This is a genomic window from Corallococcus silvisoli, from assembly GCF_009909145.1.
In the GTDB taxonomy this organism is placed as follows: Bacteria; Myxococcota; Myxococcia; order Myxococcales; family Myxococcaceae; genus Corallococcus; species Corallococcus silvisoli.
The window spans coordinates 85,659-99,774 of the sequence record NZ_JAAAPJ010000013.1 but is presented as its reverse complement, the minus strand read 5'-3'; the positions used below and the strand labels follow the sequence as shown (position 1 = coordinate 99,774).

The following is a 14,116-nucleotide window of genomic DNA, read 5'->3' as shown; positions in this document are numbered from 1 at the left end:
AGCCATGGCTCCCGAACTCTTTGAAATCGACCTGACGGACGGCCCCGCGCTGACGCTGCACGAGCGGGCCTCGGGGAACGTCGCCGAGCGCTATCCCTGGGCGTCGCTGGAGCCGTCCCGCTATCCGCCGCTGCTGGTGGAGCGGGCCCGGCACTCGTGGACGCTGCGCGCGCTCAACGAGTTCGGGAGCGCCACGGTGATGGGGCAGCTGGTGCAGGTGATGGGCGAGGCGCGTGTCCCGCTGGACCTCTGGAGCCTGGCGGCGCGCTTCCCCGCGGAGGAGGTCCACCACGTGGAGCTGTGCGCGCGGATGGCCATGGCCCTGGGGGGCGGCGCCCGACTTGCCTATGACCCGGCGAGCTTCGCCGTGGCGTTCGACCCTTCGCTCACCTTCCTCCAGCGCGCCAGCGAGCTCCTCGTGCGGGTGTGCTGCGTGGGGGAGACGCTCTCCTTCGCGCTCTTGTCGGGCTGCCTGCGCGCGACGTCGCATCCGCTGACGCGCGCCGTACTCACGACGCTCGTCCAGGAAGAGGCCCTGCATGGCCGGCTCGGGTTCCTGTACCTGGAGTGGATTGCCCCGGAGCTGGGGGCCGCGGAGAAGGAGCGGCTGGGGCGCGTGGCGCGCGAGGCGCTGGACGCCCAGGCGCCGCTCTGGGAGCGGCTTCGCAGCACCACGAAGGACGGCGTCACCCGCGAGGGGTTCCTGCTGGAGCACGTGACGGACCTGGGCTGGATGGAGTCCCAGGACTACATCGCGGTGAGCCGCGAGACGGCGGAGACGCAGGTGCGGGCGCCGCTCCTGCGCCACGGCATCCGCGTGCCCTGAGGCCCTGGTCCCGCCGCCATGAGACCTGTCGAGGTCGGTCTGGCTGCCCTTCGACGTTATCGGGCGAGTGCGTGCAGGAGGTTGACGTAGTTGTCGGTCCAGGCCCGCCGACCCATCATGGCGGGAGACGCCTTGACCGCCTGGAATTGAAGCTCTTGTTCGAGGATGCCGATGGTCGTGCTGTCAGGGCTCATCGCGAACCAGACACTGGGAGAACGACCGGTCGCGAGCTCGTCGGCGGTAAGGGTCTCGTTTTGACTGACGAGCCCCTGGATTCTCAGCTCGGCGCTCAGGCGGGTGAGGACAGGGATGAGGTTGAACAGCCGGCTCGAGACGTGGAAGAGCAGGAGTCCACCCGGCTTCAGCTTCTGGAGATAGAGGTCCAGGGCTTCACGGGTCAGCAGATGCGTTGGAACGAAGTCGCTGGAGAAGGCATCCAGGACGATGATGTCGTAGCGATGCGCTTCGGCTTCCTGGATTCGCAAGCGCGCATCGCCTGTGAGCACGCGGATGTGTGCCTGACTGGTGTTGAGCAAGCTGAAGTGCTGGCGGGCGAGTCGTTCGACTTCGGGGTCGAGTTCGTAGAAGTCCCAGGATTCGCCGCGCCGGCCGTAGGCCGCGAGGCTCCCAATGCCAAGCCCCACCACGGCGACCTGACTGCGTCCAACGCCCCCGGCGGCGAGCACGCGACCCACGGCGGAGCCCCGGTGGTAGTACGAGAGCGGCTCTCCGCGTTCACCTGGGCGAAGGTCCTCCACGCCATGAACGGTGCTGCCGTGTTGAAACAGCCTCAGGGTTCCTGTGTCCTTGACGGTGTAGTGACCATAGAAGGTTCGGGAACCCTCGACTCGCCCGCGGGAGAGCAGCCATCCGGAGAGCACGAGGATGGCGATGATGAAGAGCGCTGCCCCTCCCGAAACATAGGGTGCGAGCTTCGGGCGTGGCACCCCTTGGGCCTGACGCATCACATCGCGCGCAGCCAGCCCTCCCAGGAGAAGAAGGCCGGCCAGGCTGTGATCCAGATAGGGAAGCGCCAGGGAGCCCAGCGTCAGCGGGACCACCAGCGCAAGCAAGAGCGTCCCGGCCAGTCCGCCGAGCGAAACGTGGAGGTAGAATGAGCCCAGGAGGCGTGGGTCGCTTGGGCGGCACCACACGAGATTTCCATGCATCAGCAGACAGCCCACCCACAGCACGGTGCTGTGAAGGACCAGTGAGGGGAGGGATGTCTGTGCTCGTGCCAACGCGAAGAGGGCCGCGATGAAGGCGATGGCGAGGCTCCCTATCGCCAGACGGTTCAGCCCCGTTGGGGTGGGAGGGCGCTTGGAAAAGCAGATGATGAGGGTCAGCAGGTAGAGTGAGAGGGGGAGGATCCACAGCAGCGGGATGGATGCGTCCAGGGTGAGGACGTTCGTGACCGCAAGCAGCAGGGCGTTGGCGCTCGCGGAGAGCAGCATCCAGGTGACTCGTGATGCACGCGGCACCTGGGGGGCGGGCTCCGCGATGGGGATGGCTTCCTTCGTCCTGTCGGTGGGCGCTCCCTTTCGAACACACAAGAGACAGAGGCACGACAGGAGAACGAAACACCCGTACCCGACATACCAGGCCAGGAGTTGCTCTTCGAGGTCGAGTGCGGGTTCCACCAGGAATGGGAAGGAAAGCAACGCCAGGAGTGCCCCTGCGTTGGAGGTCCCATAGAGAAAGAACGGGTCGGCCCTCGAAGGGTGCTCCGTTCTTGTGAACCACCCTTGTGCGACGACGCTGGTTGTCGACAGGGCGAGGAACGGCCATCCCAGGGAGAGCGTCAGCGTCAGGAGAATGGCTGCGACAGGAGGCAGGTCGAAGTGATGCAGTCGGAATGGGAAGACAACCACCGCGATCAGCACGAAGAACAGATGTGCCCAGCGATAGCTTCCCTGCTGAACCGCCAACGTCACTCGGCTCGAGTAGAAGTATCCGAGCACCAGGATGGCTTGATAGAAAACAAGACAGGTCGTCCAGATGGCCGCGCTGCTGCCGTACGAGGGAAGCAGCCGCCTTGCGAGGATGAGTTCGACTTGGAAGAGGAGAAACGAGCCCAGGAAGACCCAGAGATGAAAAAGAGCGCCGATGTAGGTACTGGCGAGGGGTTTCCGGGGAGAGGCTTCCATTTTTTTCCCGTTCAAAGTCGGACGGGTCGGTTATCCCAGTGGGGCATCTCGCTAGCAAGCCCCCCGCCGTTCCTCCTGCTGGAGGTCCGTTCGCTGTCCGCTCGGGGGATGACCCGACCGATCTCCGATGGCTTACGTCGACGCATTCTCGAGGTGCGCGGCAAGACGTGCGAGGAATTGGCGGAGCCGTTTCGCGGAGGCCGGGCCACGGTGAAACGGGTCCTCCGGCTGAAGCGCGAGACAGGCGGCAAGGAGGCGATTCGAGCAGCCAACGCGGGCGTCCCGCTCCTGCCGCCCCATGGCTCCGACTTCAATCAAGATGGCCGTCGAAGCAGTCACCCAGCGCGATGTGGAGGGCCGGTTCATCCATCGCGGCTCCCCGGCCTCGTCGTCCCATGATGCAGGCGGGCGGCAGGCCCGCCTGCCGCCGGTCCCGCGTCGACGGCTCCGCCGTTTCAGGGGTCTTGGAAGAGGCTGGCGCCGCTCCCGAGGCGCTTCCTGGAGGCGCGGTTGTCGAGCTTGATGAGGTCCTCGGGCTGCTCATCCGCCTGCTCCTCCGGCGAGAGCGACTCCCACTCCTCCAGGTCCAGCACCTCCGGGACGACGAGCGTGCGCAGGTCCGGAGGAGGAGGGGACTTGATGGGCTTTTTCCCGTGCATCACGTAGTACGTGAGGTGCTCCACGCGCAGCAGGGACGGATCGCCAAAGAGCGTGAGCCACGCGCCCGAGCCGGAGTCGAGCAGTCGCGCCTCCACCGCTCCCGCCACGTACGTGACGCTGTCCGCGGCGGTCGCGACAATCGCCTCCTTCACGCGCAGCGTCCCGGTGCACACGAACGAGAAGCCGACGCCCACGTAGAGGTTGCGGCACGTGACATCGCCGAAGACGACGAGGACGCCCTGGTCGTGTCCGGCCGCCTCCACGAGGACGTTGCCTTCGACCTCCAGGGGCCCCTTCACGAGGGTGTAGGGCTGGGCCGGTCTCCACGGCGCGGCGCCGGACTGCTTCACCTCCGTGGGCTCGGCCCACGGTTCCTCCACGTCGAGCGTGAGCAGCACCTCGATGAACTCACGCAGGGGCGCGGGGGCCTCCTGGATCTGGGCGGGTGGGGTGGGCCTGGGGGGCATGGGTGAGCCTTCCTTCGTTGGGAGCGATGGGCGGATCCGTACCTTGTGCCAGGGGCCCAGGGCCACGACAACCTCGTTTCCGTCGGGCTATTCGAGGGTGGCGAGGAGCTCCGAGCCGTGCTCCTGGCACCAGCGGCGGTCCGTCTCCAGCCGGTTCGCGGTCGTCACGCCGCGGAGCACCTGCCCGCGGTCGTCCAGGGATTCGATGGCGCCCTTCACGGTGACGAGCAGGACCACGGGCTCGTCGCCCACGGCCTGCCAGCTGTCCTCGCTGCCGGGCGGCTCATACACATACGTGCCCGGGCCAGTTACCTCGCCGGTGTGGCGGTGCCGGGTTCCAGGCGGAAGAGGTACATCCAGCCACTGCCTACCCGGAAGAAGCGCAGCGGCTCGGGCCTGGGTTGACTCAGGGTTGAAGAAGCGTCGTAATCACTTTCATCATGCTCAGTGCTGTCGAGGGGGAAGTTGAGTCCCAGCCTAGATGCCCACGCCATCCCGCCCGGGAGGCGGTGCGCACCTGTGAGCGCTGCGGAAGGTATGTCTGTTCTTGGTGCGAGCACGACGGAGGCCAATGCCGTGACTGCGTGCGGCTGTCGGTGCTGGCGGTGCCGGACTCCCGCGCCCGCGCGCGGTGGACCCTCCGCCTGCTGGAGGTCGCCGCCGGGGTCTCCTTGCTGAAGGTCCCCCTCTTCTTCTGGGTCTTCATCGCGTTGGAGGAGTCAGGTCGGGTCCCGGGGCCCCTCGTGGATGGCGTGACGTACCTGTCGCTGCTCTTCGCCCTCGCCGCCCAGGTCGGTTTCTTGATGTGGGTCCACCGGGTCGTCCGTCAGCTCAAGGCCCAGGGGGCGGACCTGGAGACGACCCCCGCCATGGCGGTCTGGATGTGGCTGATTCCCCTGCTCAACTGGGTGAAGCCCTACCAGCTCATGAAGGACATCGCGGAGAAGGCGGGGGGCGCCCACTTCGCCGCGTCGCTCCCGCTCTCCCTGTGGTGGGGGGCGAACCTCCTGGCCCGGGTCCTGGAGCAGGTGGACCAGCGGGTGGTCCGCAAGATGGGCACCGTCGAGGGTGTGCCTTCATCCGCCAGCCTGGTGTTCGCCATCTTCATGTCGCTCTGTTCCGCGGGCACCGCGCTCGCCTGCGTGCAGATCGTCAAGGCCCTGCAGGCGCGAATGGACCAGCGCCGCGAGGGCCTGGAGGGCGTGGACACCCCCATTGCGGAAGACGAAGCCACAGCGGCGTGATTCGAGGGGCGCCGGTCGTGGAGGAGCTCAGGGGGCGCCGGTGACGCGGACCAGCTGCTTGCCCAGGTTCCTGCCCTCGAACAGGCCGCGCAGGGCGGACGGCGCGTGTTCCAACCCCTCCGCGATGGACTCCGCGTGGACGAGCCTTCCCCCGGCGGCCCAGGCGGACAGCTCGCGGAAGGCCTCCGGAAAGCGAGACACGTAGTCGAGGAAGATGAAGCCCTCCATCCGCGCCCGCTTGAAGCCCAGCTGCATGTAGTTGCGCGGCGTGGCGCCGTAGTCGTGGTCCTTGTAGCCGGAGGAGACCGCGCCGCAGAGCACCACCCTCGCGCCCCGGGCGAGGTGGTCCAGCGCCGCCTCCAGCACCGGCCCGCCCACGTTGTCGAAGAAGACGTCCACGCCCCTGGGGGCCAGCGTCTGGAGGCGCGCCCGGACGTCCTCGGACTTGTAGTCGATGCAGGCGTCGAACCCGGCGGTCCGAGTGACCCAGTCGGCCTTGTGCGCCCCGCCCGCGATGCCGATGACGCGGCAGCCGCGGAGCCGTGCGACCTGCCCGGCGAGGGAGCCCACGCTGCCCGCGGCGCCGGACACGAGGACGGTCTCGCCCGGCGCGGCGCGGCCCACGTCCGTCATGCCGAAGTACGCCGTCAGCCCACTGGCGCCGTAGAGGTTCAGCATCGCCTTCGGGTCGATGCCGTCCGGCACGGGGTTGAAGCCGAAGAGGCCCGCGTCCTTCGCCAGGGCGTAGTCCTGCCAGCCCGTCATGCCCGTCACCCAGTCGCCCACGCACAGCCGCTCCGAACGAGAGGCGATGACCTGCCCGACGCCCACCCCGCGCATCACCTCGCCGAGCGCGACGGGTGGGATGTACGTCGCGCGCGGATTGAGCCAGGTGCGCTGCGTGGGCTCGATGGAGAGCCAGACGACGCGCACGAGCGCCTCTCCGGGACCCGGAGTGGGCACGGGCGCGTGGCGCCATTCGAAGCAGGCGTCGGACACCTCGTCGAGGGGACGGGCCTTCAGCACCCACTGGCGGTTGATGGGCGTACTCAAGGGGCCTCCTTCGCGAAGACAGGGGCCGCGAGCCGGCGGGCGCAGTCGCGGATGTCATCCGGCCACGCTCGGGTCCACTTGTTGAAGCGGGTGCGGTCGCTCGCGTAGAGCGCGCGGGCGGCCTCTTCGTAGCCCGGGGCGTTGCCAGCCATCGTGGTCATGAAGCGGTCGGTGGCGGCCTGGGCCTGCCGGACGCGGTCGGCGTCACCGCTGTTGGCGCGGGCGGCCTCCACCAGCTTGCGCAGCGCCACGGAGGCGCCGCCGGGCTGCTGGGACAGCCACTCCCAGTGCCGGGGCAGCAGCGTCACCTCACGCGCCACCACGCCCAGCTTCGGGCGGCCGGGCCCCCGGGGTTCGGTGGCATCCGCCGCCGGGTCCGGGGTGGGTCGCAGACGCGCGAGCACGTCCTCCAGCGAGCCACGCAGGTGGAAGTCCACCGTCCGCCCGGTCGCGTCGTCGAACAGCAGCAGGGCTTCAGTGGTGCCCGCATCGAGCGCACGCCGGGCGGCGGTGACGACCTCCGCGGGCGACCCGGAGGCAATCAGGCGCTGTCCGGCGAAGGCGGTCCAGGTGGCGGAAGGGGAAGGCATGGTGGCATCCGGAGAGAAGTGTGTGTGGAATATTACCCGGATCAAATTAGGTGTCAATTGTACCCGGGTAATACGGGCCGGTGGGGCCCGAGCGGGGGGCAGGTCGGTCAAGGCAAGCCTCTGTGTCCGGCGGGTCAATAGTTGCGTCTTGAAGGGGAGTTTGAGGGCTCTGGGGTGCGGAGGAAGGTTGTACTTGGGATGTTTTGGTGGTTGGCGTATGTGTTTGGGTATGGGTTGAATGACTGTCGCCCATTGGGGGAGTTCAAGAATGAAGCCGTCGAGCGTTGTCGTTGCCCTGGTCTCTTTCCTTGCCCTGGCCTGCGGCGGGCCTGGGGTCGAGTCTGAAAATCCAGACATCGCGAGCACGCAGCAGGCGGTGTTGACGCCGGGAGACTCGGTCATTGGGAGTTGGTGGAATGGGGGCTGGGTGCAGACCATCGATGCGAGCGGCAACGGCTATATGTCGGTCGTCGCCTCGGGCTTCCCTTGCTGGTCCGTGGGGTCACAGAGCTTCCGAGGGCTCGTCAAGACGGGCGCCAATACCTTCTCGGGCGAGTGTGGCATCTGCTCTGGCGGCTCCGTCGTCTGGGTGCCGGTCAGCATCGTCGTCACCTCGGACGGCTCCTCGATGACGGAGTACTTCAGCGGGACCTCCTCCACCTGGTCCAGGATCTGACCCTGGCCCCACCCAGGGCGTCTGTCATTCGCGCCCTGGGTGGAGAGGACTCCCGCGTCCCGCCTCGCTGACATGCCGCGCCGGCATTGACCGGGCGGCCCCGCCGTGGGAGCAGGGCAGGGCGGACAAGGAGCCGAGGCATGAAGGACGCGAGCAGGATTCCCGTCATCGTGGGCGTGGGGCAGGTCAACGACCGTTCCGAGGACCCGCTGCGGGGGCTGGACTCGCAAGGCCTGATGGAGGCCGCGCTCCGGGCAGCGGACGCGGACGCGGGCGGCGGCTGGCTGACGCGGGTCGACTCGCTGGCCGTCGTTGATCAGCTCTCGTTCCGGCAGGTGGGGGAGCTGTCGCTCTCGCTGGCGGAGCGGCTGGGGGCCCGTCCGCGCCTGCGTGAGCAGACGGCGGAGGCCAGCGGCGACAGCCCGGTGCGGCTGCTCGACGAGGCCGCCAACCGGATCGCCGCCGGAGACATCCAGGTCGCGGCGGTCGTGGGCGGCGAGGCGCTGCGCACGGCGGCCCGGCGCGCGGCCCTGTCCGCGGGCGACGCGCCCTCCGCGCACAACGCCGCGAGCACCATTGGCGTCCACGCTCGCGAGGCCTACCGGCGGCGCTATGGACTCCTGACGCCGATCGACGTCTATCCCCTCTATGAGAACGCCGGCCGCGCCGCGGACGGGCTGTCGCTGGCGGAGGCGCAGCGGGAGAGCGGGGAGCTCTGGGCGCGGTTCTCCCAGGTCGCGGCTGGCAACCCAGGCGCGTGGCTCCGCGAGCCCGCGTCGGTCGAGGACATCCTCACGCCCTCGGCGGCCAACCGCCCCATCGCGTTTCCGTACCTCAAGCGGATGGTGGCGAACAGCTCGGTCAATCAGGGCGCGGGGTTCCTCGTCACCAGCCTGGAGAACGCGCTCGCGCGGGGCGTGCCGGAAGGCCGCCTCGTGTACGTGGGGCGGGGGGCCGCCGCGCATGAGCCCGAGGACTTCCTCGCGCGAGATGGCTACGCGCGCTCACCGAGCATGGCTGTCACCCTGCGCCGCGCGCTGACGCTGAACGGGCTGACCCCCGAGGCGCTGGACCACGTGGAGCTCTACAGCTGCTTCCCCTGCGTGCCGAAGATGGCGCGCCGCGTGCTGGGCTGGCCGTTGGAGAGGCCCGCCACCGTGTTCGGCGGCTTGACGTTCGGAGGCGCCCCCATCGCCAACCCCATGAGCCACGCGGTGGTCCTCATGGTGCAACGGCTGCGCGAACAGGGCCGCCATGGCCTGCTCTTCGGCAACGGCGGCTTCGCGACGTACAACCACGCCCTGGTGCTCACGCGGGAGCCGCTTCCCGCCGGGGCGCGCCCCTGTTCATCCGACTGTCAGGCGGAGGCGGACGCCGCGCGCGGGCCCATTCCCCCCTTCGTGGAGGACTACACCGGGCCTGGCACCGTGGAGACCTACACGGTGTTCCACGCGCGGGAGGGCACGCCGACGTTCGGGGTCATCGTCGGACGCGGTGCGTCGGGGGAGCGCTTCCTCGCGAAGGTCCCCGCGCGGGACGCCGCGAGCATCGACTTCCTGTGCGACGGGAAGGAGGAGCCCGTGGGGAGCGCCGGTCATGCCGTCGCGAGTCCGGACGGGGACGTCCTCTGGCGGCGGGCATAGCCTTCGCGAGGGAGGGCGTCCGCTGGCATCATCGTGGGTCTCATGGATTCGACGCCCGTGCTCCAGGCCCTGTTCGACTCGCTCCAGGCGCGCCCCCGACCGGAGGACGTGGCGGACCTGGTGTTGCAACTGGCGAAGGACCTCTCCCTCGCGGAGCACGCGGTGCTGGAGCGCGCGGCACGCGGCGCGCTGCGGCGGGGACTCCAGGAGCTCACCTCCATGGCCGAGGACTTCGACCGCCCCGTCGCCCCGGAGCGGCAGGTGCGCAAGGCGGTGGAGCTCTTCCAGACCGCCCGGGCGCTGAGTCCGGCGGAGTGCGCGGACGTGGAGAAGGTGCGCGTGTTGGTGCGCCAGCTGGCGGAGGAGATCCACAAGACGCCCGGCCGGAGCGACTTCTCGGAGGACCGGCTGTCGCGCAAGGAGCGCAAGGCCTCTGGCATGGAGGTGTCGCGGCGGCGCTACAACAAGCTGTTCCGCTTCGTCTGCCGCTTCGAGCGCAAGGTGGAGCGGCTGGCGATGGAGCAGCGCAAGTACGAGGCGATGCGCATCGCGAAGTCGAGCCTGGCCACGCGCATCCGCTGGACGGACTTCGCCGCCTCGCGGGAGGCCGCGTGCTTCGTGGCCTACTTCACCGCCCGCTGCAACCGCCGCAGCGTCTTCACCTCGCAATCGCAGGACGCGCCGTTCGACGACGTGGCCCGCATGCTGCTCACGCGCTTCCTCCGCGCGCCCTGCCGCGAGGGCTGGCTCGCCATCGCCCACGTCATGCCGGACCTGGACATCGTGCGGCATTTGGATGGCGCGGACCGGCTGGCGCTCTTCGGGACGTGGACGGCGGTGCTCGGGGAGCTGGCGCGGCTGCTGGAGCGGACCTGGGCGCGCAGCCAGTTCAACCGCGCCACGATGGTGGTGTCGCGCGGAGATGACTCCAGCACCTGGAACGCGCTCGCGGGCGCCTGGAACGCGTCGCGGCAGGGGTGGCTGGCGCTGGTGCATGCGCTGGGCATGGCGGACGTCGCCGAGCAGCTGTGCTTCGGCAAGGTGATGCGCCTCATGGCCGCGGACGTGGCGGCATGGCACCGCGCGGATGGCGGAGGACTGGAGCCCGACACCCTCGTGTGGGCCGCGCTCCCGGCGCCGTGGGAGGTGTTCTCCGGCAAGGTGTCCTGCACCCGCGCCCAGGTGGTGGCGGTGTGCCGCGCGCATGGCGTGGACCCCGAGGCGAAGCACTGGACGTTTCCGAGGCACGGCCGCCGCGCCGTGCCCTTCAAGCCGACGCCGGAGCTGGTGCACGGCGTCGTCGTCTCGCACCCGGAGCTGGCCTCGATGCTGCGCAAGGCGGGGTGGTTCTCCGGCAAGGACGTGGAGCCCCTGCCTGAAGATGCGCCGGCCGTGCGCGTCGAGCGCGACGCGGCGGGTTCGGTGCGGGTCGTCCACGCGGACGACAAGGCCCGCGATTGACGCCCGGGGCCCGGCCCTTCCATGCTGGCGGGGCTCCAGGGTAGCTCAGTGGTAGAGCGGTCGGCTCTAGTCCGGCTGGACGCAGGTTCGAGCCCTGCCCCTGGAGCGCTTCCTCCTCCCGCTCAGGCGTTCGCGCGGCGCGAGCTCCGGCCGCGCCAGAGCCGGACCGTGGCGAGGAGGCCGAGCACCGTCAGGCCCCCCCCGGTCTGGGAGCAGCCCTTCTTGGAGTCCCCAGACTCGGGGAGCGGGGGCGGGAGCGGGAGCGGGTCCACGGGCCCACCATCCGCGCAGCCCCTCACGCCAGCTCCCATGTTCGCGAACCGCGCCTCACAGGGGGGCAGCTCGAAGTCCACGCTCACCGGCGGAAGCGCGAGGCTCGCCTGCTCCAGCGTCGCCGTGAGCGTAGCCCGGTGCCATCCGGGCGCGAGGCCACTGTTGGGTGGCTGTTCGTGGGAAGCCCCACAGCCCGCATAGCCGCAGACCGTGTAGAGCAAGAGCAGCCGCCGGTTGTATTCGTAGGGATACGACTCGGAGTCGTCCTCACCCGTGGAGGTCAGCCCGCCGTGCTTCGCGTAGGACCACGGCTGGCCGTCCACCTCCACCGTCCAATGCACCCACGGCATGAACGGCACCAGCTCCGGCGATGGTGTGAAGCGCAGCGTGGTGGAATCGCCCCTCACCCACCTGCTGCCGCAGCTTGAATCCTCATACAGGGGGAAGGCCCCATTCGTCGGCGGGTCGGCCGTCAGGGTGCCGGCGGTCGTGGGCAGGGGGAGGGCGGGTCCGGTGAAGAAGGTCGCGGACTGGGTCCGGGTCTCCTGGAACTGGCAGACGCCCTTCGCCTCGATGCGGTACCAGGTGCCCGGAACCAGTGGTGCGTTCGGGACCAGGACCTGCGTCTGGTGGGCCCCCGTCGTGACGGTCGAGGGCACGGCCGGCCCATCCAGGAGGCGCAGCCGGACGGTGGTGGGATCCACGCTCTCCAGCAGCGGAGGCACGGTCACCAGGCCCGGGATGTTCGCGGGCACCGTCTTGCCTTTCTCGGGGAGGGGGAAGCGGACGTCCACCCTGCAGTTGGGGGCGACACAAGCCTGCGCCGAAGGAGGGATGAGCGCGCCCATCCCGAAGAGGAACATCCCCACCGCGCTCCATGTCCAAGCGTGTCCGTGCATGCTCTCTAGGACACGGGAGCCCGGTGGGTTGGGACATCCCTCAGGGACGGTCTTGGCGCGAGCGGCGCAAGAGCCGGAGCGTCGCGAGGAGGCCGAAGAGCGTCAGGCCGCCTCCGGTCTGGGAGCAGCCCTTCTTGGAAGTCTCCGGCTCGGGAGGCGGGTCGTTGGGCGCGGTGCTCCCCCCATCGACGCCCCCGTCCAACCCACCCCACTCGTATCCCCCATCCGAGCATCCCCCCAGGCTGACTCCGGCGCCGGCGATCTTCTGCGGACAGGTCAGCTCGAAGTCCACGCTCAGCGGCGGCAGCGTGAGGTCCGCGTGCTCCAGGGTTCCCTGGAGCGTGGCCCGGTGTCGTCCGGGCGCGAGGCCATTGGTCGGCGGCTGGTGGTAGGAATCCGCGCAGCTCGTGTAGCCGCAGACCGTGTAGAGGAAGAACAGCCGCCGGTTGTATTGGTAGAGATAGGACTCGACGTTGTTCTCACCCAGGGACGTCACGCCGCTGTGCTTCACGGATGCCCAGGGCTGGCCGTCCACCTCCACCGTCCAATGCATCCACGGAAGGAACGGCGCCAGCTCCCGCGATGGTTGGAAGCGCAGCAGGGTGGAGTCGCCACTCACCCGCGTGTTGCCGCAGTTCGAGTCCCCATACATGGTGAAGATCCCCTGGCTCGGCTCGTCCACCGTCAGGGTGCCGAGGGTGGTGGGCAGGGGGAGGGCGGGACCGGCGGTGAAGGTCGTGGACTCGAGCTCGGTCTGCTGGAACTGACAGACGCCCTTCGCCTCGAGGCGGTACGTGGTGCCCGGCTCCAGCGGCGCGTCTGGGATCAGGACCTGCGCCTGGTAGGCCCCTGTCGTGACGGTCGCGGGCACGGGTGTTCCATCCGGGAGGAGCAGCCGGACGGTGGCGGGATCCACGTTCTCCAGCAGCGGTGGCGCCGTCACCAGTCCGGGGACGTTCGCGGGCACCGCGCCGCCGTCCTCGGGGAGGGGGAAGCGGACGCCCACCATGCAGTTGGGGGCGACACAGGCGTGCGCCGAAGTGGGGATGAGCGTGCCCATCCCCAGGAGGAACATCCCCACCGCGCTCCAGGTCCAAGCGTGTCCGTGCATGCTCCATTGGACACCGGAGGCCGGTGGGTTGGGACATCCCTCAGGGACGGCTTTGGCGCGAGCGCCGCCAGAGCCCGAGCGTGGCGAGGACCCCGAGCGCGGTGAGGCCCCCGCCCACCTGTGAGCAGCCCCTGTCGCCGGGGACGGGGTCGGGGGTTTCTTTCGGACACGTCAGCGTGAAGGGAGTCTCCAGGGCTGGGAGCGGCGTGGCGGACTGTTCGAGCACCGGACGCAGCGTGGCCACATGCTGTCCGGGTGGGATGCCTTTGTCCTGGGGTCGATCATTGGAAGGCTGGAGGTGGCAGACCGCGTAGACACTCAGCAGGTCATGCGGGTACCCGAACCGGTTCGGGGACATGACGCCACCGGCCGCGTCCACCGCGCCATGTGGAGCCGTGGCCCACGTCTGGCCATCCACCTCCAGCGTCCAGTGCACCCACGGCAGGAAGGGCACGAGCTCCGGGGCTGGCGTGAAGCGCAGGGGCAGCACGCTGCCCTCCACGCCCACGGAGCACAGCGCGCCGCCCCAGACCTCGAAGGACGTCTGCTGTTCCGCGCCCGCGCTCAGGCTGCCCGAGGCCGTGGGGAGCGCGACCGCCGGTCCGGCGGTGAAGGCCACCGAGATGGCCGGAGAGGGCTGCATGTCCCGGCAGGGGGTGTTGCTCTCCAGCAGGTATCCGGTCCCGGGAACGAGCGGGGCGGCGGGGATGAGGACCCCACTCCTGTGAGGCCCCGCGAGGAGGCTCGCCTCCACGCTGGCGCCGTCCGCCGTCCTCAGGCGCAGGCCCATGGGGTCCATGGCTTGCAGGACCGGTGGTAGCACCACCAGGGCTGGCACGTTCGCGGGGACCGCGGCTCCCGCGGGCAGCGGAGCGCGGATGGTGCTCGTGACGCAGGTGGGGCCAGCGCATGCCTCCGCGGAAGGGGGCCGGGCGATTCCCCCTCCCAGCAAACACGCCCCCACTCCCAGGCTTTTCCAAACAGATGTCCGCATGGCGCTTGAGACACCTGGACCCCCGTGTCCGGGACATCGGTTGTCGCAGTCCGTGCCGCCGCTCGCTGCCCG

The 14,116-nt window shown here is 69.5% G+C and carries 13 protein-coding genes; 5 read left to right on the top strand and 8 right to left on the bottom strand.

Annotation, left to right across the window (positions count from 1 at the left end):
- Window positions 1-4: 4 nt before the first annotated feature.
- On the top strand, window positions 5-826 hold the full coding sequence (locus GTY96_RS25190) for a ferritin family protein (RefSeq protein WP_161666034.1): 822 nt from the start codon (window positions 5-7) through the stop codon (window positions 824-826).
- A 56-nt stretch (window positions 827-882) separates the two neighbouring features.
- Here GTY96_RS25190 and GTY96_RS25185 read toward each other — a convergent pair whose 3' ends face one another.
- The 3 genes from GTY96_RS25185 to GTY96_RS37835 form a co-directional block, all read right to left on the bottom strand.
- A complete protein-coding gene (locus tag GTY96_RS25185) occupies window positions 883-2,973 on the bottom strand; it encodes a spermidine synthase (RefSeq protein ID WP_161666033.1) in 2,091 nt (696 codons plus the stop codon).
- A 455-nt stretch (window positions 2,974-3,428) separates the two neighbouring features.
- Window positions 3,429-4,100 carry a hypothetical protein gene (locus GTY96_RS25180; protein WP_161666032.1) on the bottom strand — a complete coding sequence of 224 codons (672 nt, stop codon included), beginning with the start codon at window positions 4,098-4,100 and terminating at the stop codon, window positions 3,429-3,431.
- A gap of 87 nt (window positions 4,101-4,187) precedes the next feature.
- Window positions 4,188-4,391 carry a cupin domain-containing protein gene (locus GTY96_RS37835; RefSeq protein ID WP_235685847.1) on the bottom strand — a complete coding sequence of 68 codons (204 nt, stop codon included), beginning with the start codon at window positions 4,389-4,391 and terminating at the stop codon, window positions 4,188-4,190.
- 293 nt (window positions 4,392-4,684) lie between these two features.
- Between GTY96_RS37835 and GTY96_RS25170 the strand changes: the two genes are divergently transcribed.
- A complete protein-coding gene (locus tag GTY96_RS25170) occupies window positions 4,685-5,344 on the top strand; it encodes a DUF4328 domain-containing protein (protein ID WP_161666031.1) in 660 nt (219 codons plus the stop codon).
- A gap of 27 nt (window positions 5,345-5,371) precedes the next feature.
- Here GTY96_RS25170 and GTY96_RS25165 read toward each other — a convergent pair whose 3' ends face one another.
- Both GTY96_RS25165 and GTY96_RS25160 read right to left on the bottom strand, forming a co-directional pair.
- The gene (locus GTY96_RS25165) at window positions 5,372-6,397 is read right to left on the bottom strand and encodes an NADP-dependent oxidoreductase (RefSeq protein WP_161666030.1); all 1,026 of its coding nucleotides are present in this window, start codon (window positions 6,395-6,397) and stop codon (window positions 5,372-5,374) included.
- Window positions 6,394-6,987, bottom strand: coding sequence for a DUF2239 family protein (locus GTY96_RS25160; RefSeq protein WP_161666029.1), 594 nt, complete (start codon window positions 6,985-6,987; stop codon window positions 6,394-6,396). The genes GTY96_RS25165 and GTY96_RS25160 overlap by 4 nt, the downstream gene beginning before the upstream one ends.
- Window positions 6,988-7,414: 427 nt before the next feature.
- On the opposite strand from GTY96_RS25160, the gene GTY96_RS25155 reads away from it, so the two are divergent.
- The 3 genes from GTY96_RS25155 to GTY96_RS25145 all read left to right on the top strand — a co-directional run bounded on the left by GTY96_RS25155 (window position 7,415) and on the right by GTY96_RS25145 (window position 10,767).
- A complete protein-coding gene (locus tag GTY96_RS25155) occupies window positions 7,415-7,663 on the top strand; it encodes a hypothetical protein (protein ID WP_143905354.1) in 249 nt (82 codons plus the stop codon).
- 140 nt (window positions 7,664-7,803) lie between these two features.
- Entirely contained in the window at window positions 7,804-9,306 is a 1,503-nt protein-coding gene (locus GTY96_RS25150; protein WP_161666028.1) for an acetyl-CoA acetyltransferase, read from the top strand.
- A 42-nt stretch (window positions 9,307-9,348) separates the two neighbouring features.
- The gene (locus GTY96_RS25145) at window positions 9,349-10,767 is read left to right on the top strand and encodes a hypothetical protein (protein WP_201756378.1); all 1,419 of its coding nucleotides are present in this window, start codon (window positions 9,349-9,351) and stop codon (window positions 10,765-10,767) included.
- 122 nt (window positions 10,768-10,889) lie between these two features.
- Here GTY96_RS25145 and GTY96_RS25140 read toward each other — a convergent pair whose 3' ends face one another.
- From GTY96_RS25140 to GTY96_RS25130, 3 genes are all read right to left on the bottom strand, one after another.
- Entirely contained in the window at window positions 10,890-11,903 is a 1,014-nt protein-coding gene (locus tag GTY96_RS25140) for a hypothetical protein (RefSeq protein WP_235685846.1), read from the bottom strand.
- A 76-nt stretch (window positions 11,904-11,979) separates the two neighbouring features.
- Window positions 11,980-13,050 (bottom strand): Ig-like domain-containing protein, encoded by a 1,071-nt coding sequence (locus GTY96_RS25135; RefSeq protein ID WP_161666027.1) that lies wholly within the window; start codon window positions 13,048-13,050, stop codon window positions 11,980-11,982.
- 40 nt (window positions 13,051-13,090) lie between these two features.
- Entirely contained in the window at window positions 13,091-14,002 is a 912-nt protein-coding gene (locus GTY96_RS25130; RefSeq protein ID WP_161666026.1) for a hypothetical protein, read from the bottom strand.
- Window positions 14,003-14,116: the final 114 nt, after the last annotated feature.